Annotated in this window: 21 protein-coding genes and 1 other annotated feature; of the genes, 13 read left to right on the forward strand and 8 right to left on the reverse strand. The window is 52.4% G+C overall.

The features are described from left to right. Positions 1-64: 64 nt before the first annotated feature. Positions 65-412, forward strand: coding sequence for a hypothetical protein (locus CFI03_RS17630; RefSeq protein WP_127490843.1), 348 nt, complete (start codon positions 65-67; stop codon positions 410-412). 51 nt (positions 413-463) lie between these two features. Here CFI03_RS17630 and CFI03_RS17635 read toward each other — a convergent pair whose 3' ends face one another. Both CFI03_RS17635 and CFI03_RS17640 read right to left on the reverse strand, forming a co-directional pair. Next, positions 464-760, reverse strand: coding sequence for a DUF6509 family protein (locus tag CFI03_RS17635; RefSeq protein ID WP_248758236.1), 297 nt, complete (start codon positions 758-760; stop codon positions 464-466). 4 nt (positions 761-764) lie between these two features. Continuing rightward, a complete protein-coding gene (locus tag CFI03_RS17640; protein ID WP_248758237.1) occupies positions 765-1,733 on the reverse strand; it encodes an RluA family pseudouridine synthase in 969 nt (322 codons plus the stop codon). A 243-nt stretch (positions 1,734-1,976) separates the two neighbouring features. Here CFI03_RS17640 and CFI03_RS17645 point away from each other — a divergent pair, with 243 nt between their 5' ends. The 3 genes from CFI03_RS17645 to CFI03_RS17655 all read left to right on the forward strand — a co-directional run bounded on the left by CFI03_RS17645 (position 1,977) and on the right by CFI03_RS17655 (position 6,283). After that, positions 1,977-3,524: a stalk domain-containing protein gene (locus CFI03_RS17645; RefSeq protein WP_248758238.1), complete on the forward strand. Its 1,548-nt coding sequence runs from the start codon at positions 1,977-1,979 to the stop codon at positions 3,522-3,524. Positions 3,525-3,655: 131 nt separating this feature from the next. Continuing rightward, positions 3,656-5,482 (forward strand): B12-binding domain-containing radical SAM protein, encoded by a 1,827-nt coding sequence (locus tag CFI03_RS17650; RefSeq protein WP_248758239.1) that lies wholly within the window; start codon positions 3,656-3,658, stop codon positions 5,480-5,482. 126 nt (positions 5,483-5,608) lie between these two features. Further along, a complete protein-coding gene (locus CFI03_RS17655; protein ID WP_248758240.1) occupies positions 5,609-6,283 on the forward strand; it encodes a deoxynucleoside kinase in 675 nt (224 codons plus the stop codon). Positions 6,284-6,327: 44 nt separating this feature from the next. Here CFI03_RS17655 and CFI03_RS17660 read toward each other — a convergent pair whose 3' ends face one another. The 4 genes from CFI03_RS17660 to mnmL all read right to left on the reverse strand — a co-directional run bounded on the left by CFI03_RS17660 (position 6,328) and on the right by mnmL (position 10,625). Then, positions 6,328-7,566 (reverse strand): MFS transporter, encoded by a 1,239-nt coding sequence (locus tag CFI03_RS17660; RefSeq protein WP_201006313.1) that lies wholly within the window; start codon positions 7,564-7,566, stop codon positions 6,328-6,330. A gap of 23 nt (positions 7,567-7,589) precedes the next feature. Then, the gene (locus CFI03_RS17665) at positions 7,590-8,588 is read right to left on the reverse strand and encodes an ROK family transcriptional regulator (RefSeq protein ID WP_248758241.1); all 999 of its coding nucleotides are present in this window, start codon (positions 8,586-8,588) and stop codon (positions 7,590-7,592) included. A 491-nt stretch (positions 8,589-9,079) separates the two neighbouring features. Continuing rightward, positions 9,080-9,658, reverse strand: coding sequence for a tRNA 5-(aminomethyl)-2-thiouridylate-methyltransferase MnmM (gene mnmM, locus CFI03_RS17670; protein WP_248758242.1), 579 nt, complete (start codon positions 9,656-9,658; stop codon positions 9,080-9,082). Between the two features lies 1 nt (position 9,659). Next, positions 9,660-10,625, reverse strand: a complete 966-nt coding sequence (gene mnmL, locus CFI03_RS17675) for a tRNA modification radical SAM protein MnmL/YtqA (RefSeq protein ID WP_248758243.1) — start codon at positions 10,623-10,625, stop codon at positions 9,660-9,662. 297 nt (positions 10,626-10,922) lie between these two features. On the opposite strand from mnmL, the gene CFI03_RS17680 reads away from it, so the two are divergent. Both CFI03_RS17680 and trmB read left to right on the forward strand, forming a co-directional pair. Continuing rightward, positions 10,923-11,129, forward strand: coding sequence for a hypothetical protein (locus tag CFI03_RS17680; protein ID WP_015842906.1), 207 nt, complete (start codon positions 10,923-10,925; stop codon positions 11,127-11,129). A 155-nt stretch (positions 11,130-11,284) separates the two neighbouring features. Further along, complete coding sequence (gene trmB / locus CFI03_RS17685; RefSeq protein WP_127490833.1) at positions 11,285-12,049, forward strand: tRNA (guanosine(46)-N7)-methyltransferase TrmB; 765 nt, start codon at positions 11,285-11,287, stop codon at positions 12,047-12,049. A gap of 125 nt (positions 12,050-12,174) precedes the next feature. Here trmB and CFI03_RS17690 read toward each other — a convergent pair whose 3' ends face one another. Continuing rightward, complete coding sequence (locus CFI03_RS17690) at positions 12,175-12,738, reverse strand: phosphatase PAP2 family protein (RefSeq protein WP_248758244.1); 564 nt, start codon at positions 12,736-12,738, stop codon at positions 12,175-12,177. 296 nt (positions 12,739-13,034) lie between these two features. On the opposite strand from CFI03_RS17690, the gene CFI03_RS17695 reads away from it, so the two are divergent. From CFI03_RS17695 to rplT, 5 genes are all read left to right on the forward strand, one after another. After that, positions 13,035-14,213: a glycosyltransferase family 4 protein gene (locus tag CFI03_RS17695; RefSeq protein WP_248758245.1), complete on the forward strand. Its 1,179-nt coding sequence runs from the start codon at positions 13,035-13,037 to the stop codon at positions 14,211-14,213. Positions 14,214-14,562: 349 nt separating this feature from the next. Further along, positions 14,563-15,801 carry a glycosyltransferase family 2 protein gene (locus CFI03_RS17700; RefSeq protein WP_127490830.1) on the forward strand — a complete coding sequence of 413 codons (1,239 nt, stop codon included), beginning with the start codon at positions 14,563-14,565 and terminating at the stop codon, positions 15,799-15,801. A 78-nt stretch (positions 15,802-15,879) separates the two neighbouring features. Then, positions 15,880-16,040, forward strand: a sequence feature (ribosomal protein L20 leader region). Between the two features lie 16 nt (positions 16,041-16,056). Beyond that, the gene (gene infC, locus CFI03_RS17705) at positions 16,057-16,596 is read left to right on the forward strand and encodes a translation initiation factor IF-3 (RefSeq protein WP_174806518.1); all 540 of its coding nucleotides are present in this window, start codon (positions 16,057-16,059) and stop codon (positions 16,594-16,596) included. A 20-nt stretch (positions 16,597-16,616) separates the two neighbouring features. After that, positions 16,617-16,817, forward strand: coding sequence for a 50S ribosomal protein L35 (rpmI, locus tag CFI03_RS17710; RefSeq protein ID WP_015842912.1), 201 nt, complete (start codon positions 16,617-16,619; stop codon positions 16,815-16,817). A gap of 53 nt (positions 16,818-16,870) precedes the next feature. Next, entirely contained in the window at positions 16,871-17,230 is a 360-nt protein-coding gene (rplT, locus tag CFI03_RS17715; RefSeq protein WP_127490829.1) for a 50S ribosomal protein L20, read from the forward strand. 62 nt (positions 17,231-17,292) lie between these two features. Here rplT and CFI03_RS17720 read toward each other — a convergent pair whose 3' ends face one another. Beyond that, positions 17,293-18,159, reverse strand: a complete 867-nt coding sequence (locus CFI03_RS17720) for a helix-turn-helix transcriptional regulator (RefSeq protein ID WP_201006331.1) — start codon at positions 18,157-18,159, stop codon at positions 17,293-17,295. Positions 18,160-18,323: 164 nt separating this feature from the next. Between CFI03_RS17720 and CFI03_RS17725 the strand changes: the two genes are divergently transcribed. Together CFI03_RS17725 and CFI03_RS17730 are read left to right on the forward strand one after the other, a co-directional pair. Further along, a complete protein-coding gene (locus CFI03_RS17725) occupies positions 18,324-20,642 on the forward strand; it encodes a glycoside hydrolase family 95 protein (protein WP_349292483.1) in 2,319 nt (772 codons plus the stop codon). Positions 20,643-20,821: 179 nt separating this feature from the next. Next, positions 20,822-23,869: a CBM35 domain-containing protein gene (locus CFI03_RS17730; RefSeq protein ID WP_248758247.1), complete on the forward strand. Its 3,048-nt coding sequence runs from the start codon at positions 20,822-20,824 to the stop codon at positions 23,867-23,869. Positions 23,870-24,118 lie beyond the last annotated feature (249 nt).

A 24,118-nucleotide genomic window follows, 5' to 3' on the forward strand; every position in this document is an offset into this window, starting at 1 on the left:
AAGCGGGGAAAAGAAGAAGCCTTGCAATTTCAAGCGTCATATCAGGAAAGGAGATTCGGATTAGATGCATGACATTACGATAGATTTATATAGAAACTGGATTGATACGGTAAAGGAAGTTTTTCGCGGCTCGGGCCATCCGATTCCGGGAAATGTAAGCGACACGGAGGTAGCCATCCTGTATTTCCGCCAGACGGCCCAGTCGGATGAGGAGGCAGCAGCGCAGCAGCAAGCGAACGAAGAAAGGCTGCGCGGCATGCAGCAGGCGATTACGGACCATTTCGAATCGGTTATTTTGCCGGATATCCGGAAACGTACCCGTTACGAAGGCAACCGCTTCTGCTTCCAATGGGTATACAACAACGGCGAGCATATTATCGAGGAGTATTCGTCTTACCGCATCCCGGTATAGGTTCGAAAAAAAGAGGCTGCCCCGTCTAACGACCGGTCAGCCTCTTCGTCATTATTCATCCGCTTCCTTATAATGCTCCTTGCAGAAAGCAAGCAGCTCTTGCTCCTCGTCTTCCTCCAATTCGAAGTCGAGCAGCTTGTCCGTCACCCGCTCGATCAGCTCATGCTTGATCAGACGCCCGCCGCCTTCCTCTTCGCTGTATACGGCGCGGATATAGATGCCGTTACTTGAATACAATTCGTCTTCTTCATCCAGATCGATATCGACCAGGAACTCGTAACGGAGTCCGGATAAGATGCCAAACGGATCTTTTATAAATTCTACGCTGTAGCTTGTAATTTCTAGCATATAATCATCCTTTGCTTCTTCTGTTGTCTGCCTGGGCTGCCGCATTCCGGAGCGGATTGTAGAACAGCTTCGGTATTCCGGTATCGAACTTCAGGAGCTTCCCCGTTACCGGATGCTCGAAGGCAAGAACCCGCGCGTGAAGGCCAAGGCGGCCAATCGGCTTAGTGTGCGCGCCGTATTTTTTATCTCCCGCGATAGGATGCCCGATATCCTGCATATGAACGCGGATTTGATTTTTACGGCCGGTCTCCAGATGAACCTCAACGAGCGAAAAGGCTTTTCCCGCCTGCAGCAGCTTGTAGTGGGTAACCGCGTGTTGACCGTCGTTCGGATGCGGACTGGAATACATTCGAAGCGTTTTGCTTTCCTTCAGCCAGGAGGAGACAGTCCCCTCTTGCCGTTTCACTTCGCCTTCCACAAGCGCGACGTAAGAGCGCTCCTTCACGATCGTCTGCCACTCTTCCTGCAGCTTTTGCTGCACGGCTTCGCTTTTGGCGAACATCAGCACCCCGGACGTATCCCGGTCGAGGCGGTGAACGATAAAGATCCGGTTCTTCGGATCGGAATCGCCAACATAAGCCATTAACTGGCGGTATGCGGTCATCTCGGTTTCTTTGTCCGAAGCTATCGTAAGAAGGCCGGCCTCTTTGCTGGCCACAATGACATGCTCGTCCTCGTGCAGAATCGTAAGCCCGACGAGGGGAAATTTTTCTTTTTCCCGTTCCTTGCGGATGACAACCGTTTGCCCGGGCTGAAGCGGGTAGTTATATTTCGTTTCGGCGCGGTCATTGACGTATACCTGACCATGCGCCAGCAGCGATTTGACCGAATTGCGGCCCTGGTTCAGATGAGCCAGCAAAAAAGCGAGCAGCTCGGACGCCTCGGTAACGGGGAACGACTTGTTTGGCGCGGCCGTACCGTTTCTGGATGAAGCGCTTTTAGCCGGGCCGGGGCTATGGGGTTTCTTTGACATGACTTTAAGTTCCTCCTGCGCTTGACTTGCTCAAGCTTGAATGCAACCACTATACCATGATCGGCTTTGCAAATTCTACACAGAACCCTTCACACTCCGTTCATGTTGAGCCGATATAATAAGCATTGGCATTATTAACCTATGAAACCATTTTCATAGACAAACGAAGGCAGGTAGTGGTACGATAGATTAATCTATCATTTTAGCTGGTAATACAGTAAAAATTTGGAGGAAAAAGTAATCGTGAAAAAGAAATTATCCTATACCTTGTTAACTCCGCTGCTTGCAGCAGGCCTTCTGCTTTCCCCTCTCGGAGCTCCGCAGCATGCCGCAGCCGCAACGTCTCCCGTTAAATTCGCCGCTACGGCCAAAGCTTCCGCCATCAGCGTTTACGTCGACGATAAGAAGCTCTCGGTCTCGAAAGCTCCCTATACGAAAAATGGCGTTACCTTCGTTCCGATGCGCGAGCTGTTCAAAGCCTTGAATGCCTCCGTAACCTGGGAAGAGAAGGCGCAGACGATTATCATCCGCAAGGATTACACATCCATTACGCTTACGATCGGCAACAAAGTAGCTCTAATCAACGGCAAGTCGGTGAAGCTGGACGCCGCACCGGAAATCAAGAACAATACGACCTTTGTTCCGGCCCGTTTCGTAGCGGAATCGCTTGGCGGCACGGTGAAATGGGATAATGCCAAGCAGGCCGTGCGAATCACGACAGAAGAATACGAATACGAAAAGGAATTCGAGCAGCTTCAGGAAGAGCTGAAAAACCGTCCGAAATATACGCCGCAGCAGATCGTCGACATGTACGACGACAGCGTGGTAACCATTACGACTAATTTGGGTCTGGGCAGCGGCGTTGTTATTGGCGACCGTTACGTTCTGACGAATTACCATGTGATGCAGGATGCTTCCTCGGCAACGGTTATTACCGTGAACAATAAGCAGATCAAGGTATCCGGCGTTGTTACATACAGCCAAAACAATGATTTGGCGATTATCCAGACCGACCAGTCGATTGGCTCGACGCCGGTCGAAGTGGGCTACAGCAGCCTGAACGTGAATAAAGGCGATAAGGTTGTCGCGATCGGAAGTCCGCTTGGTCTTCAAAACACGGTTTCCGACGGTCTGGTCAGCAATATCATTTATGAGGGAAGCACGCGTTACATCCAGACGAGTGCCCCAATCGACCATGGCAGCTCCGGCGGCGCTTTGTTTGACGAATACGGCGAGCTGATCGGCATCACCTCCGCGGGTTACACGTCGCAAGCGGATTTGAATTTCGCGGTCTCGACGGTTTATGCGGCGATGCTGATGGAGGATCTCCCTAAAGTGCCTTCCGCCAAAGTGAAATTCCTCGATCCAACGCTTCCGGACACGCTTGTTGGTCAATCGGAGGACAAGATTGCGGCTTTATTGAAAGAGCAATTCGGCGTTTTCTCGACGGAACAAGGGGAAGCGAAGCTGAGCAACTGGAAGGTTACGCGTGATTCCCAAGGCTGGCTTGTCATTACGACGGATATGGATCCCGTCTTTTACACGTATTACGGCGGGCAGAATAAAGAGGGTCTTCGCACCTGGGCTATCAACTTAGCAACCGAGCTTCATCGCATGCTGCCAGGCGATAAGATTCAATTCCAGATTTATTACGACCGTATTTTCGGCTTCGAACCGCGCGGCTTTGACGCTAACGAAGTGAAGGCACTCGGCAATGACAAATGGGAGGTTCGCTTCCCGATTCTGGATATGCAGTTTAAAGATCAGCTTTATATCAATATGAAGGACTAATTCTCCGTTATACGAAAAGAGGCTTACCGTTTGGAGCGGCATGAATGCTCCCTGCGGCAGGCCTCTTCTTTTTTGGGCGTGTTTTCGGTACAATAGGGTAAGCTTGCATGAGAGCAGAAAGAGGTACCGTGATGAAAGTTGTGTTATCAACGCTAAATGCCAAATATATTCATACTTCGCTTGCCCTGCGCTGCCTGAAGGCTTACAGCGGCGAGCATTTCGATATGGAAATCGCAGAGTATACGATTAAAGATCCCGTGATGAACATCGTTTCGGATATTTTCTCGCGCAAACCGGAAGTTGTAGGTTTCTCCTGCTACATCTGGAATATTGAAGAGACGATTACCGTCATCAATATGCTGCGCAAAATCATGCCGGAGATCAAGATTGTCCTTGGCGGACCGGAAGTGAGCTACGACACGGAATATTGGATGGAGCGAATTCCGGAGGTTGATTTTATCGTTGTTGGCGAAGGGGAAGAGACCTTCCATCATTTGCTGACGGAGATTGAGGGAGCGGGCAAATACCATATGGTGTTCGGCATTGCTTACCGCAAGCAGCGCGAGGACCGGGTAGAGATTCTACTCAATCCCGGCCGTCCGAAGCTGGATCTGGCGACGCTGCCGTCTCCGCACCGCTTCGAGGAGGATATTCCTCATTTGGGCAGCCGGGTTGTTTATTTCGAGACAAGCCGCGGCTGTCCGTTCAGCTGCCAATTCTGCTTGTCGAGTATCGAGGTTGGGGTCCGGTATTTCGATATGGAGCGGACGAAGGCCGATATTACGTATTTGATCGATTCCGGCGCGAAGCTGATCAAGTTCGTGGACCGCACCTTTAACATCAAGCGGGACTATGCGCTCGAAATGTTCAAATTCCTGATCGAGAACCACCGCGGCTGCGTATTCCAGTTCGAGATTACCGCCGATATCATGAGGCCGGAAGTGCTCGATTATTTGGCCGAGCATGCGCCGCCGGGCGTTTTCCGCTTCGAGATTGGCGTTCAATCGACCAATGATCCGACCAATGAGGCGGTACAGCGCCGCCAGAACTGGAAGAAGCTCGTGCGGACCGTTACGAAGGTGAAGGAGTCCGGCAAGATCGACCAGCATTTGGACTTGATCGCGGGCTTGCCGCTGGAGAATTACGATACGTTCCGCGGAACGTTTAACGATGTGTTCGAGCTGGGTCCGGAGGAGCTGCAGCTTGGTTTCCTGAAGATGCTGCGCGGCACGGGCTTGCGGCGGGACGCCGATAAGTGGGGCTATATTTACATGGACCATGCGCCGTACGAGATGCTTGGCAACGAGCTGATGCCGTTTGCCGATATCGTGCGGATCAAGCGGGTTGAGGATGTGCTGGAGAAGTACTGGAACGCGCACCGGATGGACCGAACATTAGGTTACCTGGTCAACGAGGTCTTTCCTTCTCCGTTTGATTTCTTCCAGTACTTTGGCGACTTCTGGGAGGAGAGAGGCTGGCAGAAGATCGGTCATCAGCTTGAGGATCTGTTCTCAAGGCTCTGGGCATTCCTGTCCGAGTACAAAGCGGGTGCGGCATCCGAAGAAGCGGCTAAGCTGGATCTGGATGTCGTGCTTGGCCTCATGAAGTACGATTATTTCCTGAACCATAACTACAAGCCGCGGAAAACATGGTGGGAATTCACGATGGACAAATCGGAATGGAGCGGCTGGATGCGCCGTCTTGCCGAGCGACCGGAGGAAGTATCCCGTGAATTTGCCGATCTGCAGTTGAACGAGAAGGAGCTTTACAAGCATACGGTAATCGAGCTGCTTCCGTTTGACCTGGAGCATTATCTGGCGACGGGCGAGGTTGTCAAGAGCAGCCATACGCTGCTTGCCGTCCTGTATGCCCTTGGCGGAGGAGAACGTCAGGCGAAGCCGACGCCTAAGCCGGTCATTATGAGGGTAAACTCCGATGCCATGTCCGTAGGTTTCTAAAAGAATCAAGGCCGCCCGAGAGGCGGCTTTTATTTTGCATGCGTCCATATAAAACCATTGCCCGCGGCCGCTCATATGATACAATAGGAAGCTATGCGGAACGTTGAATAAAAGGAGTTATTATACATGGAACATGGCATTCCTTCTAATGCGCTTATTACGATAGCCGGTACGGTCGGAGTCGGCAAATCGACGTTAACGTCTGCCCTCGCACAGCGTCTTGGCTTCCGGACTTCGCTGGAGCAGGTCGAGCATAACCCGTATCTGGAAAAGTTTTACCATGATTTTGAGCGGTGGAGCTTCCATCTGCAAATCTATTTCTTAGCCGAGCGCTTTAAAGAGCAGAAGGCGATTTTTGAGGCAGGCGGAGGTTTCGTGCAGGACCGTTCCATCTACGAGGATACCGGCATATTTGCGAAAATGCATGCGGATCAGGGAACGATGACCGCTACGGATTACGCGACGTATACCAGCTTGTTCGAAGCGATGGTCATGACGCCGTATTTTCCGCATCCGGATGTTCTGATCTATTTGGAAGGCAGTCTGCCGTCCATTCTGAACCGGATTGCGGCGCGCGGGCGGGAGATGGAAATTCAGACGGAACGCGCTTATTGGGAGCGGATGCATGAGCGTTACGCAGCCTGGATCGGCGAGTTTAACGCTTGTCCGGTGCTTAGGCTGAACATTGACGAATACGATGTTCACGATCCGGCATCGCTGGACGGAATTATCGCGCAAATTAGCAGTGTAATCGGAGCGTCGCGGTTGGCAAAGGCGCAGGCGGCTGCCGCAAGCGAATAGGGATAAAATAAAACTGCCGGGGCATCCCGGCAGTTTTTGCGTGTTTATACGGATGGGTCCGAACCTGAACCTATGCTTGCATGCGCCAGGTTGGTTTTTGGTTTAAGGAAAATATTCAGCCGTTCCGTAAACAGGAACATGGCTGCCGTGCACAGGACGATATAGAACGGGAAAATGCCGATGGTAATCGAGGAAGCCAATAAACCGAGAAGCGGCGGCATAAGCGTGCTGCCCGTGTAAGCCACGGCCATCTGGTACCCCATAATGGACTGCGATTTCTTTTTCCCGAACCGTACCGGCGTTTCATGCAGCATGCACGGGTAGATGGGGGCAAGGCCAAAGCCCACTATGATGAAGCCGGCAAGCGCAAAGCCTTCGGGCAGCGGAAGGAAAAGCAGCAGGGCGCCGATTAAGGCGATTAATTGGCCCCCGCGGATCAGATTGCGGTTGCTGACTTTGAAGGTAATGAAGCCGGTAATAAACCGGCCTGCCGTAATGCCTGCATAGTAGAGCGACACCCACTGCGCGGCGGTAGAAGCGGACACGTTTTTCATGTTTACAAGATAGCTGCTGCCCCACAGGCCTACCGCCGCTTCAATCCCGCAGTACAGCATGAAGGAAACGAGAGCAAGCTTCACGCCTCTGATTTTTAACGGATGACCTGCCGCAGTCTTCTCCTCGGGCTCATTTACGGCTTCTTCCTGCGCGGCGAGGTCTGAGACTCTGCTATGAATCTTGGCAACCCGGTCCCATAAGGGGAGGGAGAAGAACAGGATGACGACAAGCGCGCATTGGATAGCCGCCACGGTCAGATAGCCGTATCTCCAGGCGTTATTGGTAATGAATTGAGCCATAATGACAGGTCCAAGCGTAGCGCCTACGCCCCAGAAGCAATGAAGCCAGCTCATATGATGCGCTTTGTAATGGGCGGCCACGTAGTTATTCAGGCCGGCGTCAACCGCCCCGGCTCCAAGACCTAACGGAATCGCGCAAACAAGCAGCCAGACGAGGGACGGGGAGGTGGCGTAACCAAGCAGAGCGCCAGCGGTCATAATGCAGCTGACCAAGGTTACTCTTCCGGTGCCGAAGCGATTAAGAATCGTGCCGCTGGCGAGGCTGGATACGATCGTTCCGGCGGCAATGGTCATATACAGCACGCCTGCCGCTCCAAGGGGAGCGTTCAGCTCCGGCCGCATGACCGGCCACGCCGTTCCGAGCAGGGAGTCCGGCAATCCGAGACTGATAAAAGCCAAATAAATAATGATCAGAAAAAAAGTTGCCATGCTCGTTCACCTGTTTCTTTTATTCAAATGGAGATCATCAGTTCCAGCCCGAGGCTTTGCAGGCCGTCCAGATAATCCTTCTTCATATCGCTCGCCTTCAGAAGAGGGAGATGCTCCTTCGGGATATAATCGGCGCTTCGCTCCAAGATTCGTCCCAGAATGGCCTCCGTTACCTCGGCGTTGTTAAAAACAATCGTATGCGGGTTGATAATCGCCGTAATCGATGCGATAAGACGGCTGATGGCATCCAGCCTGCTGGCCCCGTCTTTTTTTTGTATCGCTTGCTGGAAGTTCAGTTCATTGTACTGGGGCACGAAGGAGACCTCTCCGGAGAAGAAGGTGCTTCCTCTTACGACATCCCCGTTGATCATAATGCCCGCGCCCGGGCCGAATTGCCCGAAGTACAAATAGACGAGGGACGGATTGTTCTCGCGGCTACCTGTTTTGTAATAGCCCAGCACGGCGGCATTCATGTCGTTCTCTACCACGACGGGCAGGGAGAATCGCTCCTCCAGGTATTGCTTCAGGTTAATGTTCTGAAAGTTGGAGTAGTCCGGGATATGGATGACCCGGCCGTTATTGACCGCGCCAGGTACTCCGATTGCTATGGATTTGATGTTTGGATGACTCAGCAGAAGCTGTTCGATGTACAAGGTCAGGCTGGGAAGATCGTTCATTAACGCGCTTGACGTCGTGCCTTGCTCCTTGGTTTCTCCCGCACAATTAAAGATCGTATAGCTAATCTCCGAGTTCTCGAAAAAGATAGCCAGCCCCAGCATAAACTCCGTATTGTACGCGTATCGTTGAGCTCTTCTTCCGCCGCTCGAATCGTCCAGCCCTACGGTCAGCAGCTCGCCGGCTTCTTCCATTTGGGTCAGAAACTTGCTGATCGTCGGGAAGCTAAGGCCAAGCTTTTGGCTAAGCTCCGCTTTGGTCGCGCTCCCCAGCGTCAGCAGGGCGGAACGCAGGCCGTATAGAATTACGTTTTTCATCTCTTTGGGTGTTGCCGGTAAATCAGTCACGGTTATTTACAGCTCCTCTGTACAGACTTATTAAACATCTTTAATAAGTTGGTTTGATCGTATCAAAAATGATTCCGGAGAGCAAGAGGGGAGTCGTGAGAAAATGTTTTACGTTGGCAGGCATAGTGCCGGAGAGAACGGAAATTGGGAGGAGATTGGCGTTTGGTGGGCTTAACCATGCGGCGCATCGCTAAGAAGAGAAAAGCAGCTGGTTTGTGAGTTCTTAACGATGCGGCACATCGTTAAGGAGGCGAACGGAGGCGGGAGGCGGCAGGATTGAGCGGAATTGCGGGGGCTTAACGATGTGGGATATCGCAAAGGAGAGAAAAGCAGCTGGTTTGTGTGCCCTTAACGATGCGGGGCATCGTTAAGGCTGGGCGGAGGGGAGTGGGGGCAGCGAGCGCAATGCCCGTGGGCATAAAAACGCTCCCGAAAAGTCGGTCGACCTTTCGGGGGCGCTTTTTGAAGCTGCCTGGCAAGCCTCAGGCAGCTTACCTCTTCTCCACCGCGACCAAATACGGCGCGGTGTCTCTTTGCGGCTGGCGGTACAGCACAGCCGCGTACAAGGCCCCGGGCAGCTTCGCTGCCCAGTCGGCGACAATCGCCGCCTCCTCCGCGCCGCCCGGATGCCCCGGGTACAGCGCGACAGTGACAATGCCGCCGCGGCGCAGCAGCGCAAGCGCCGCGTCCAGGGCGGCGATCGTTGTCGTCGGTACCGTAATGACCGACTCGTCGCCGCCCGGCAAATAGCCGAGATTGAACATCACGGCTGCAACGTTTCCTTCGGCGGACGGGCCAACGGCCTCCGCCATTCGCGCATGATTGCGCAGGTGAAGACGCACCTGCGGCAGCTTGCCGCGCTCCGTAAGCGGGCGGAGCCGCTCGAGCGTGCGGTCCAGCGCATCCTGCTGGATGTCGAACGCGTGCACCGTTCCGCGCGCTCCGACCAGCTCGGCGAGCTTCAGCGTGTCGACGCCCCCGCCTGCGGTGGCGTCGATGACAATGTCGCCCGGCTGCACGCGTTCGGCGATCCATTGATGCGCCATGCTGAGAATAGACAGAAACCCCATTTTACACCGCCCCCCATAGCTTGCCCTGCCATGTGCCGCGGCGTTTCAGCTCCGCGTCGATCGCATTCAGCACCACCCATTTCTGCATGCTCCACATCGGCCCGATGAGAAGCTCCTTCGGCGCATCGCCGGTAAGACGGTGGATGATCATCTCCGGCGGCAGGAATTCAAGCGTGTCGACGATCAGCTTGACGTATTCGTCCAGCTCCAGGAAGCGGAGCAGTCCGGCTTCGTATTGCTTAACCATCGGCGTTTTGCGCATGAGATGGAGCAGGTGGATTTTGATGCCCTGCACGTCCATCGCGGCAACCGCTCGGCCCGTCTCCAGCATCATTTCATGCGACTCCTGCGGCAGACCGTAAATGATATGCGTGCATACGCGGATGCCTCGTTCGCGAAGACGGCGTACCGCGTCAAGGTAACAAGCCGTATCATGGGCGCGGTTGATGAGCTCCGAGGTTGATTCATGGATCGTCTGCAAGCCCATTTCCACCCACAGGTAGGTCCGTTCGTTCAATTCGGCCAAATAATCGACGACATCGTCAGGCAGGCAGTCCGGCCGCGTTGCGATCGATAACCCCACCACGCCCGGCTGCTGCAAAATCACCTCGTAATACTCCCGAAGCTCCTCGACGGGTGCGTACGTATTCGTATACGCCTGGAAGTAGCCGATATAATTGGCCTCCGGCCATTTTTGATGCTGGCGGTCGCGGATTTTATTGAATTGCGTAACGAGATCATCGCGCCGGCTGCCGGCAAAATCGCCGGACCCGCGGGCGCTGCAGAACGTGCAGCCGCCTTTGGCAATCGAGCCGTCCCGGTTGGGACAGGTAAAGCCGGCATCTAGGGTCACCTTGAACACTTTGCCGCCTAGCTGCTCGCGCATCTCGTAGTTCCATGTATGAAATCGCTTGTCGCCCCACAGCATCGGCTGCCCGGGCGTCAAGGATGTTGAATTTGCTTTCATGCGTTTCTCCTTTATACGGATAAGAATGGCATTCTCCATTTTATCGGAAAGAAGGGGGAAATGCCATGCCGGATTAGGCGGATGGCCAGGCATCCGAAGAGACATTTTGAACCGTAGAACAAGCTGGAAATTATTTTAAAACGGGAGCGAAATAGGCTTGCTATACCTTACATGATCTGTTATATTGAAAGTGCGACAAATCAATGAAAAAACCTTACATGCTTAATTCGTAATGATCGTCATAAAACGTCGATAAACTGGAAATGCTGTAATAAAAAAATCGATGAGGTGATCCTAATGAGTCAACAAACAAGAATTCCGCATGGCGATGAGAAAGTAACGGTTGAATTAACAGTCAAAGAATTGATGGCGCTTACAGGAGTTCGATTCCACAACAACCATCATATCGAAATATCCGCACGCAAGAAGTTGAACGAGATTATCGAGAACACGTACCGGGACATTCAATCCGAAGGTCCGATTGATTACCAAATGCTCGTTTAATGATTATGCCAATATCCATACAAACCTAAAGCCTTGGCGATTTGAAAAATCGTTAAAGGCTTTTTCTTTTGCTTCATTCCCGCTGGCATCTTTACAAGGCGGCCGAACTTGGGCACAATAAGGACTAGCTTAATTTGTAGGAGGACCTGTAGAAGATGCGTTTAAGAGGAAGAAAAGGAATCCGCGAGTCGCTGGAAGCGCAGCCGGAATTAGTCGTATTGGATGCGAAGCCGCACAAGGGGAAATGGCGCGAGTTTTTCGGCAACGATAAGCCGATCCATGTAGAGCTTGGCATGGGGAAAGGCCGTTTCATCAGCAATATGAGCTTCCGCAACCCGGACAACAACTATATCGGCGTTGATATGTACGACGAGCTGATCCGCCGCGCAAGCGACAAGGCTCGCAGCATTTGGGAGGAAAGCGGAGTGGAAGAGCCGCCTAATCTGGCGCTGCTTCGCGCGAACATCGAGCATATTGAAGAAATGTTCGAGCCTGGCGAGATCGAGCGGATTTACCTGAACTTCAGCGATCCATGGCCAAAAAGCAAGCATGCCCGCCGCCGGCTGACCCATCCGCGCTTTTTGCGCAAGTATGCCCAGCTGCTGAACGAACGCGGAGAGATCCATTTCAAGACCGATTCGGAATCTCTGTTCGAATTCTCCCTTAATAGCTTTGCCGAGGTGGAATTCCAGCTCCGCAATATCTCGCTTAATCTTCATAAGAACGGTCCGCGCGAGGATCTGGTATTTACCGAATACGAGATGAAGTTTATGGAGAAGGGTCAGCCGATCTACCGCCTGGAAGCGGTAATTGGCGAAACCGTGCTGCGCGAATACCGCGAAAGCAAGCTGGAGAACTCGCGCCGCGAAGAAGCGGAAGCCGAGAACGCCGGTGAAGACGAAGACGATTCGGCAGAATAATAAAAAGGCTGTTCCCGCGGGGAACAGCCTTTTTCAATTCAAAGATCTTTATACGTTCTTTCTTATCAGCATGGCTTCGAATTTTCCGGATGGATACGCGCTTCGCCAAGCCGTTCCCCTTGCTTCTAAAATAAAGTAAGAGTCCAGCCGTATTGGACGGTTATTGCCGTCAACGTGCCGACAAGCGCGCCGGCCGCCACGTCGGACGGGTAATGAAGGCCGAGATACATGCGTGACCACGCAACCGACAGAGCGAGTACGGCCGCAACGGGCAGGATAATCGGGAACCATACTCCGCCTGCTCCGATAATCGGAACGACATAGGCGAAGATAGCGGTTGTATGTCCGGAAGGGAAGGAGGAGTCGACAAGCGGATTTTTCCCTGTGTTTACTCCGTTTAACGCCTGATAAGGGCGAAGCCTTTTTAGTTTCCGTTTCACGACATAGACCGGTAGATGACTGATAAATACGGCAGTAAAGCATTGCCAGCCTGTCGTGCTCCAGGGATTAGGTGCAAACATGGCAACGAGGAAAGAGCTGATGAGTGTAAAGGACGCTCCTCCAACATGCGTCACCGTGCTTAAATAAACCCCAAGCAACCGGTGAAGCCTGCTTTGTGATCGGCGTTGATTCGCCCATAGGATCATTTGCAATTCCCGGGTTCGTAACCACCCTATCATTCTTCTCATCCGTTTCCTCCTAAAAAGATTAAAGAGCAATTCTTAACTCCCACACATTATAATCGATATCTGTCTATTATGGTTCAATAAATAAGGTTGTACAAGTTTTAAGTTTATACGAAGAAGCCGAATTTCAAAAGATTAACCAATCTTTAAAATGAGGTTGATTATTCGCTAACAGACCTCCTGTAGAATGGAGCCGATCAAGGTTTCATTCCGAAGCTTATGCTTTCGAGGCATGAATCACCACAACGGCTGAACCTTTGCCTTTTGTAGGTGGCAATTCATTTTAGGAGGCGTTCTTCATGAGAGTTGCGCTTTTTACCGACACGTTTGAACCTGATGTGAATGGCGTGGCACGCACGCTTGGCCGCTGGACCGATTATTTGAAGCGGCAGGGTGCTGAAGTGCTTGTTCTGGCTCCGGATCCGGCTACAGGCAAGCAAAGCGGCAAACAAACCACTTCCGTTGAGCGCTTCGCCAGCCTGCCTTTCTTCTTATACCCCGAGTGTCGCCTGGCACTTCCCAATCCCATTCATATCCGCAGGGCGTTAAAAGAATTCAATCCAACGATTATCCACGTAGCTACTCCGTTTAACCTTGGACTTTGCGGCATTCATTATGCCCGCAAGCTCCGGATTCCTCTCGTTGCGTCCTATCATACCCATTTTGATCAATATTTGCCGTTTTACAATTTGCAATGGATGGCAAAGCTGTTATGGAGATATATGGAATGGTTTCACCAAGATTGCCGCTCCATCTACGTCCCTTCCCGTTCCACGTACGAGGATTTGAAGGAGAAGGGCTGGGATGACGGCCGGCTTGAAGTATGGAGCCGCGGCATTGATACGGAAGCCTTTCATCCGTCTGTCAACCGGGAGGAGTGGCTTCTCCGGCACGGAATCGACAACGATCGATTTGTCGTTCTGTACGTGGGAAGATTAGCTCCCGAAAAAAATGTCGATATCGCATTAGATGCTTTTGCGGAATTTCGGCAAAATATAAGCGAGGAAGCGGTTTTTGTCATCGCGGGCGACGGACCTTCTTCCGATGCGCTGAAGGAACGGTGCCGCCGCGAAGGAATCGACGCCCGTTTCATAGGGTTTACAACTATGCCGGATTTGCAAAAATGGTATGCTTCCGCCGATTTGTTCCTGTTCCCTTCGGCAACGGAAACATTTGGCAACGTGGTGTTGGAGGCGATGTCCTGCGGGACGCCGGTCATTTGCGCCGACAAGGGAGGCGTAACGGATTCCGTTCAGCATGGCGTAACGGGGCTGCAGTGCAATCCGGAGGATCCCCGTTCGTTTACGAACGCGATGGGGCTTCTGTACAGTAATCCGGAGCTGCGCGCGGCGATTGCAGGGCAAGGACGCATCTACAGCCAGAAGCAGTCCTGGAATGCTATTTTCGACAAGCTGGCCGCCAGCTTTGAACGGTATTCGATTCCGGTACAGCCACATATTCGTCACAAAGCGAAGTGACGGACCGGGAACATTGTATCAACTCTTTACGTATGTATTGGACGTAAGGGCTAAAAAATTAGGAAATGGATGAAAATAAGGGCGATAGGGCGCAAAAGGAGGTAATGGAACCATCTGACTGCCATGCAAGCGTTTTAATGGCTGGATAACGGATAATGGCGGGAATTAGAGCTTTTGACAAAGATAATCAATCTGTGGAAAATCAAAATGTCCCGCGATTCGTTTACACAAACACAAAAAAACGGACCGGACACAAGAGAGAATTATGATAAAGAGCCTGTCGGCGCCTGATAGCAGGGCGATTAGAACGGGCAATTAAAAAGGGGTCTCAAGGGGGCAGTACCGAAAAATGTTCAACACGATTATGCTTGTATTCCAGATCGTATTCGCATTGCTGGGCTTGTACCAACTGTTTTTGACATGTTTTGGCTGGCACCGCAAAAAAGAAGATTTATCCCATCCGCCGCAAAAAACTTTCGCGCTTTTGATTGCGGCGCATAACGAGGAGCAGGTTGTAGGAGCGCTTATCGAGAATCTGCTGAAGCTGAAGTATCCTCGCGAGCTGTTTGACATTTTTGTCATCTGCGACAACTGCACGGACGGCACCGTCGATATTGTGAACAGCTACGAAGGCGTTTATGCCTGCGTGCGCAATAACAAGAACCAGCGGGGCAAAGGCTACGCCGTGGAATGGATGCTCAAGGAACTGTGGAAGATGCCGAAAAGCTACGACGGCGTTGCGATCTTTGATGCCGACAATTTGGTAGCGACCGATTTCCTGCAGTACATGAACAATGATTTGATTAACGGACACCGCGTTATTCAGGGCTACCTGGATACGAAAAACCCGAACGACTCGTGGATCAGCTCGGCGAACGCGATCAACTACTGGTTCTGTAACCGCCTGTGGCAGCTGCCGCGCACGAATCTGGGTCTGGCTAACTTCCTCGGAGGCACGGGCATGTGCTTTGATGCCAAGCTGCTTCAGGAAATGGGCTGGGGCGCAACAAGCCTCGTGGAAGACTTGGAATTTACGGTGCGTTGCATCCAACGGGGTATTTATCCGAAGTTTAATTTCGAAGCGAAAGTGTTCGACGAGAAGCCGATTACGTTCCAGGCATCGGCACGTCAGCGCCTGCGCTGGATGCAAGGACATTTCGACGTTACGCGCAAGTACATGCTGCCGCTTTTGTGGCAGGGCATTAAAGAACGCAGCATGACGAAAATCGATGCTTCGCTGTACGTATTTAACGCATATAACTATTTGGCCGGCTTTTTCATTGCAGCGATCATCTGGGGCGACATGCTTCTGTTTGGCGGCAACAATGTGGAATCGGTATACAACCTGCTGCCAATCTGGCTGAGCATTCCGTATATGGCTTACGTGTTTATCCAGATTCCTTTGTCGATGTACATGGCAAAGGTGCCGTGGAAGCTTTACTTGCGGATTCCGACATTCCTGCTCTTTACCGTGTCGTGGTGGCCCATTACGGTTCACGCGTTCTTCACGCAAAACAACAAGAAATGGAGCCATACGCAGCATACGCGCGTTATCCGTCTGGAGGACGTGCAAAGCAAACAGCTGTAATAAGGCATGACATAATGGGTTGACACATAGAAATCCATTGTGTTATAGTATGTCGGTAACGTTTTTGACAAAACATATTTGCACAAGCAGAAGCACCCGCTTCTCACCTTTCGGTCACGCCGACTGGTTTGCGATAACTGACTAGCTTAACGAGTTGCTTCCTTGTGAGGTAACGAGGGCGGCCACAATCAACGGTTATAACAATGCGGGTTCGTGCGAACCCGCATTTTTTATTTTGCACCACAACACATAAACATCCTATCTTGGAGGTGGCACGTTATTAGCAGAGAACATCAAATCAACGATGAGATCCGGGCCAGAGAAGTACGACTTGTAGGCGCGGACGGCGAGCAAATCGGTATCAAATCGATCCGTGACGCTATGCAGATGGCAATTGACCTGAGCTTGGATCTGGTGAATGTAGCACCAACGGCTAAACCGCCGGTTTGCCGGATTATGGACTACGGAAAGTTCCGTTACGAGCAGCAGAAGAAAGAAAAAGAAGCACGCAAAAATCAAAAAATCGTCGACCTGAAGGAAGTTTGGTTCCGTGCCAACATCGACGAGCATGACTATCAAACGAAATACCGCAACGTTGTGAAGTTCTTGGGCGAAGGCGATAAAGTTAAAGCCTCCGTACGCTTCCGCGGACGGGAAATCGCTCATGCCGCCATCGGCCAGAAAATTCTGGACCGTCTGGCGCAAGAGGTTGCCGAAATATGCAGCGTAGAACGTGCACCGAAGCTGGAAGGCCGGAGCATGATTATGATTTTGGCACCAAAAAGCAACAGTTAAATAAAGGGAGGATAATCGACATGCCTAAAATGAAAACACACAGCAGTCTGAAAGACCGCTTCAAAATTACTGGTACTGGTAAAGTGAAACGCTACAAAGCGTACAGAAACCACTTGCTTTCCCACAAATCCGGTCGTCAAAAACGTGTTCTTGCTGGCCAACCACTGATGGCAGCTGGCGACGTTCGTCGTATTCAACAAGGTCTCGCTAACCTTAAATAGTAGCAATCGTTCAGATAGCTTAATCAAATTCAACCTACGGGAGGTTTCCACTCATGGCAAGAGTTAAAGGCGGTTTTGTCCGCGCTCGTCGTCGTAAAAGAATTCTTAAACTGGCAAAAGGTTATTTCGGTTCGAAACACCGTCTGTTTAAAACAGCAAAGGAGCAAGTTGGTAAGTCGCTTCTTTACGCATACCGTGACCGTCGTCAAAACAAACGTGAATTCCGCAGACTGTGGATCGTTCGTATCAACGCGGCTGCTCGTCAAAACGGTCTTTCCTACAACAAATTCATGTACGGCCTGAAACTGGCTGGCATCGAAGTAAACCGCAAAATGCTGGCTGACCTGGCTGTTAACGACATCAACTCGTTCAACTCCCTTGCTGGCGTTGCAAAAGCGAAAATCAACGCTTAGTTTTAAGCGTGATATAGAGAAGAGGTTGTCCCTGAGGGGGACAACCTCTTTTTTTGTTCAAGCTACATCTCCCGCTCGGAAGAGGGCTGAAGCCGGTAAGCGCGGGGACTAACGCCGTAATAAGCGCTGAAATGGCGGGTGAACGGATGAATCGACGTATACCCGAGCCTTTCTGCGATAGCCGTTACGGAATAATCCGTTTCGACGAGCAGCTGGGCAGCCTGCTTCATAAGAAGCCTATGGCGGTATACCTGCGGCGTAAACCCGGTCTCGCGTTGGAACAAGGAATGGAAGTAGGAGCGCTTAAGGCCGCACATGGCCGCCCAATCCTCGACTTGGGAGCGCGTCTCCGGATGCTCGTTCAAATAGGCGAGCAGCTTGACGATTCGGAAATCGCTGGGCTGGCGGGTGTGAACAACGTTGTACCAGCTGAGCATCCAGGCATACAGCATGCTGTTCACGAGCTCCGCGCGGTAATGCTGGCTGTTGTCGAACTGCCTGGAGAGCGTAACGAAAGCATCGTACAGCCATGGATAAGGCTGAAGCGAGAAGAAGCTTGGCAGCGAATCCAGCTCCGGGCATGGCTCCTCGCGCGAGCCGGGCTCCAGCTCAAACGGCTCCGGGGCATGGATGAATACCCGGTTATAGGCTTCGGAAGTCCCTTCCCACAGATTGCAATAGAGATTATATGAAGATAATGGCTGTCCTTTCCGGATATGGAAGGCATGAGGCTCGCCGGGGCGCAGAAAGATAAGCGTCCCGCGTTCAATCGGATAAAGCTTTCCGTTCACTTCCATTTCCCCGGGTCCGTCAACAAACAGATGGAACGCGTAGACGTTGCTGATGCGAAGCTTTTCGTTCCAGCCCCCCACGTATAGATAACGCATGGAATCGCCGACATAAGGCTTTATTTCATTTATCGTTTTCATTCGGTTCCCTGCTCTCGAGCAAAAATTAGCGGATTAATCGTTAAATAATAGGACTGTCGGACAAATACGCTCTTTCCGTTCAATGTTACAATAATGCCATGATTTGCGAAAGAGCTTTCACTTTAAGAACGGACATTTAGCTAAAACTTGAGAGGATGATCAGGATGAAAATGGTATATACCGAGCCGGCCTCGGGCTGGAAGCAGGGTCTTCCGCTAGGGAACGGACAGCTTGGCGCGGTGCTGCATGGCGGCATCAACAGCGAGACCTGGAATATGACGGAGATCACCTTCTGGTCAGGCAAGCCGGAGCGGTTCGGAGGATCGCCGGATGCCAAGGAAAAGCTGAAGACGATGCGCGAGGCTTTTTTCAACGGCAACTATGTGCTTGGAGACAAGCTGGCTGCCGAGCAGCTTGAACCGGAGAAAGGCAACTTTGGAACCAATCTGTCCTTATGCGATATTCTCATTTCCTACAAGGATGAGGGCAGTCAGCTTGTGCGAGAGCTGGACCTCGAGAAGGCGGTTGCCGCGGTTTCTTACCGAAGCGGTTCCGGAGCGGTCATGCGAAGGGAAACGTTTGCGTCCCACCCGGATGGCGTGCTTGTCTCGCGGATTAAAGGCGATCAGGCAGGCTCCGTGTCTTTAACTCTGAATATTGAGGGAAGGACAACTACGTTTGAAGCCCGGCTCGATGGACCGGATAAGCTTGTTTTCCGCACGCAGGCGACGGAGGACATCCATAGCGACGGCACCTGCGGGGTATGGAGCGAAGGCGCTTTAAAAGCAGTCGTTACGGGCGGGCGCGTATTAGGAGAAGGCGGTTCGGTAACAATCGAGCAAGCCGATGAGGTTGTTCTGTATTTTGCCGTAGCAACCGACTATGGACGAAGCGATGAGGCATGGAAGGCGGAGCCCTCAGAACGGATTGAAGCGGCGGAGGCAAAAGGCTTCGAGCGGCTGCTCAAGGATCATATCGCGGATTACCGGTCGCTCTACGGCCGCGTTGATCTTGATCTTGGCGGATCCAAGTCGTTTGATTTGCTGCCTACGGACGAGCGCATCCGCAAGCTGAGAGCCGGGGAGTCAGCGGATAACGGACTTATCGCGTTGTTTTACCAGTACGGACGGTATTTGACGATTGCCGGTACGCGGGCGGATTCCCGTCTGCCCCTTCATCTGCAGGGACTTTGGAATGACGGCGAGGCTAACGCCATGGCCTGGAGCTGCGACTACCATCTGGACGTCAATACGGAGATGAACTATTATCCGACGGAGATCAGCAACCTTGCGGAATGCCATATTCCGCTTATGAATTACATCGAGCAGCTTTCTTATGCGGGCCGTGCGGCCGCGGAAGATTTCTACGGCTGCGAAGGCTGGGTGGCGCATGTGTTCTCGAACGCTTGGGGATTCGCCTCGCCTGGCTGGGGACGCTCATGGGGGCTGAACGTAACAGGCGGGCTTTGGATTGCAACCCATTTGAAAGAGCATTACGAATATAGCCGGGACCGCGGGTTTTTGACTCGCCAGGCTTACCCGGTTATGAAGGAAGCTGCGCTTTTCTTCCTGGATTATATGACCGTTCATCCGAAATACGGCTGGCTGGTGACCGGCCCGTCGACCTCGCCGGAGAACAGCTTCTATCCGGGACCGGAGGAGCAAGGAGAGCAGCAGCTTTCCATGGGCTCCACGATGGATCAGATGCTGGTACGCGATTTGTTCGGCTTTGTGCTGGAATCGGCGGAGCTGCTTGCCGTGGATGAAGAGCTGCAAGAGAGGCTGAAGGAAGCCATGGAGCTGCTGCCTCCGCTGCAAATCGGCAGACGCGGACAGCTGCAGGAGTGGCTGGAGGATTACGAGGAAGCGCAGCCGCAGCACCGGCATTTCTCCCATATGTACGGCATTTATCCGGGGAACCAGATTACGCCCGAGGAGACGCCCGAGCTTGGTCAGGCTATGCGACAGACGCTGCTTGGACGGATGCTGGTCGATGAGCTGGAGGATATCGAGTTTACGGCAGCGTTGTTTGCCCTCGGCTTCTCCAGGCTTCATGACGGCAATCAGGCGGTGAAGCATGTCCGTCATTTGATCGGTGAGCTTTGCTTCGATAATCTGTTGTCTTATTCGAAGCCTGGCGTGGCTGGCGCGGAGACGAATATTTTCGTCATTGACGGCAATTTCGGCGGTACGGCGGCCATTGCGGACATGCTGCTTCAAAGCCATGCGGGCTCCATTCATCTGCTGCCCGCTTTGCCGGCGGCTTGGGCAACCGGCTCGTACCGGGGGCTTCGGGCAAAGGGGAACGCGGAAGCAGCCGTCAGCTGGGAGAACGGGCAATTGACGGAAGCCGTTATTACCGCTTATTCGGAGCTGGAGACGGTTGTGAAATGCGGAGGCAGCCAGATTAAGCTGCGGATGGAAGCGGGCAAGCGCTACCGGCTTGACGGCAAGCTTAAGCTGCTTGAGGCTGTAACGGCTTAATAGATCCTTAACAAACCGCCAAGAGGAAAGGGCCTTGAAGGTCTTTTCTCCAAACTTTGGCGGTTTGTCGTATGGTTCGTTAAATATTTGGATTGTTCGGGCCCTGTCTCTATTTTACATTGAAAAGGCAAACTGAAAGCGCTTCACCATTTTATGATGCGAACAGGAGGCTTGATGTAATGAAGAGGAAATTTGGGGCATGGTCCGGCAAAGGATGGTTTTTGCTGCTGGCAGCGGTCCTGGTCTTTCAATTAGCTGTAAGCTCCAACGGGCGGGAGGTTGAGGCGGCAGGAGCGGAGGTAACCGCCGTTGCCGATGCAGCATCTGCCGGCAGCTATTCCTTTGAGGCTGAATCCGCCGTCAACACATTGTCGGGCAAAGCGGAAATCAAGGCATGCGCGGAAGCAACCGGCTGCTCGGGCAGCCAAATCGTTGGAGGACTGTGGGGCGGCTCGTCGCTCACCTTTAACGAAGTAACGGTGGATACAGCCGGCGTATATACGATGACGGTCCATTATATTTCGGGCGATCCGAGATCGGTTGGAGTCAGCGTAAACGGCGGTTCGATTGATCATTACGATTTGCCGAAGACCGCCGACTGGAACACGCTTGGCGTCTACGAGCTGGAGCTCGAGCTGAAGGCGGGAAGCAACACGATTCGTCTGGACGATGAGGGCGGCTATTCCCCGGACATCGACCGCATTGAGCTTCGTTTGTCGGACGGAGGTTCTGGCGAGCCTGACACGGGCACGGCTTACGAGGCGGAAGCGGCGAATAACGTTCTGACGGGCAATGCTTCCGTAAGCGGCTGCAGCGCGGCAACCGGCTGTTCGGGCGGCAAAAAGGTTGGCAATCTGTGGGGCGGCTCGACCCTGCAATTCCGTGACGTAATGGCGGAGAAAGCAGGCGTGTACACGCTTAGCGTTTCTTACATATCCGGAGACCCGCGTCCGGTATCGATTGCCGTTAACGACGGTCCGTCGGATAACTACGCTTTGCCTAAAACCGAGAACTGGGACACGCTTGGCGTATTCAAGCTGGAGATTGAGCTGAAGGCGGGGGCAAATACGATCACGTTTAACGATGACGGCGGCTGGTCGCCGGATATCGACAAGATCGAGATTGCTTCCACGGAAGGTCCGGGCGAGGATCCGGGTCCGGTAGACAACATCGGCCAGATCGGGAAAGCGATCGATTCCAAGAAATACGGCTCGATTAAATTAACCGCGTACGAAAAAGGGGCAACCTTCGTATCCGGCAGCTACAGCATCACTTACAACACGGAGTCGGGGCTTTCTGCGTACGCCTGGAACGGCAAAACGCTTGTAAAAGGCGCTTACGCAAGCGCTCAGTTGGAAGATCAGCTGCTGGACAGCCGCAAATACAGCGAGCATAGCTTCAAGCTTAGCAGCGTGGAGAAAATCAAGGACGGGCATGGCAAGGGCGTCCGCATCACCGTTGAAAATAAAAGTGAAGGCCTTCCGGTTATGAAACAGATTTACCAGCTGTACGAAGACCAGTCTTACTTCCTTGTATCCCAGCAGGTAACGGGCAGCTCCGCGATCAGCTCGAACGACATGGCTCCGCTTGTCGTGAATGCGAGCGGCGGCGTTGATCTCGGAACTAGCGGCGACAACCGCGTCTTGATCACGCCTTATGATAACGATGCTTGGTCCCGTTATCAGGCTCGTACGATCAATACGGCTCTGAACAACAATAACTACATCAGCTCGGAAATGACGGCTATCTATGACAATACGAGCCGCGCAGGACTTGTTATCGGTTCGGTAACGCATGACGTATGGAAGACCGGTATTTTCTGGAGCGGCTCGAATGACAAGCTGAACAAATTGAAGGTGTACGGCGGCTTCACTTCGCTCACATCCACTCATGACAGCATCGGTCATGGCAAAGTGTCGGGCACAACGATCACTTCCCCTCAAATTGCGGTTGGTTACTATGCGGATTACCGCGATGGACTGGAGAACTACGGGGAAGCGAATGCGGCAGTAGCACCGCCGCTCAAGTTCGAGAAGGGCGTGCCTTCCGGCGTGCCGGTTGGCTGGAACAGCTGGGGCGCTTACGAAAGCTCGCTCAGCTACGACAAAGTCGTAGAGGTATCGAACTTCTTCAAGGATAATCTGCAAAAGTCGTTTACGAACAAAGGCACGGTCTATATCAATATGGATTCCTATTGGGATAACCTGTCCGAGCAGCAGCTTCGCGACGCGGTAAAGGTTATTAAGAAAAACGGGCAAAAAGCCGGCATTTACTATGGTCCGTTCGTATACTGGGGTGACAACATGTCGCAGCCGGTGGAAGGAACAAACGGCAAGTACACATACGGCGATATCGTACTCCGCGACGCGAACGGCAACATTCTTCCGAAGGTAGACGGCGCGTATGCGATTGATCCGACGCATCCGGGCTCGAAGCAGCGTATCGAGTATATTTTCAACAAGTTCCTGGACTATGGCTTTGAATATATCAAGATCGACTTCCTGTCCCATGGCTCCTTCGAGGGCAAGCATTACGATCCTAGCGTGCAGACCGGCATTCAGGCCTACAACCAGGGAATGGCTCATATCAACAAGACGCTGGGCGGCAAAATGTTCATCAGCGCGTCGATCGCGCCAATGTTCCCTAGCCAATACGCGCACGCAAGACGGATTTCCTGCGATGTCGACGGCTCGCTTGGCCGTACGGAATACCAGTTGAACAACCTGACTTACGGCTGGTGGCAGAACGGCACGATCTATTCTTACACCGATCCGGATTACATGACGCTTGCGAAAGGCGGCTCGTTTAACGCGGCTCAGACGCGGGTTAATGCCGCGGCTATTTCCGGCACTGTCTACATGAACTCCGACGACATCAGTAATGCAGAGACGCAAAAGCTGATGAAATCGCTGCTCACGAATAAAAACGTCAACGATATTGCCCTGATCGGCGAAGCATTCCGCCCGGTTGAAGGCAATACGGGCAACGCCGCGGCGGATATCTTTGTCCTCCAGGACAAGAAGGATTATTACCTTGCCGTGTTTAACTACACGAATGACGCGGTAACGAAAACCGTCGATCTGAAGCGTGCTTTTGGCGTATCGGCAACAACAAAGGTTGAGCTTACGGACGCTTGGACCAACTCCAAAGTCGAAGCGAAGGACAATATCCAAGTGAACCTCGACGGCGCTCAATCCAAGCTCTACAAAGTGAAAATCAAGAATTAAACGAATAAAGGCTGTGCCGGGTAAATCCCGGCACAGCCTTTTTGTTATATGGAGTCTTTTGTTTTCCTCCCCACTACACGCGATGCCCCCATGCGCTGACCTTATTTTCTCTACGTTGGATTTCGTCCACTAGAATGATGCCACAATGCGCGAAATTGGCGCGTACGTTGGATTCTATCCTGCGTAAACGTCCAAAAGTGGACTTAAACGCCCAAAATGGACTTAAACTAAAAAGTAGACACTTCGTTA

It is taken from the genome of Paenibacillus sp. ATY16 (assembly GCF_003399985.2).
Taxonomy (GTDB): domain Bacteria; phylum Bacillota; class Bacilli; order Paenibacillales; family Paenibacillaceae; genus Pristimantibacillus; species Pristimantibacillus glycanilyticus.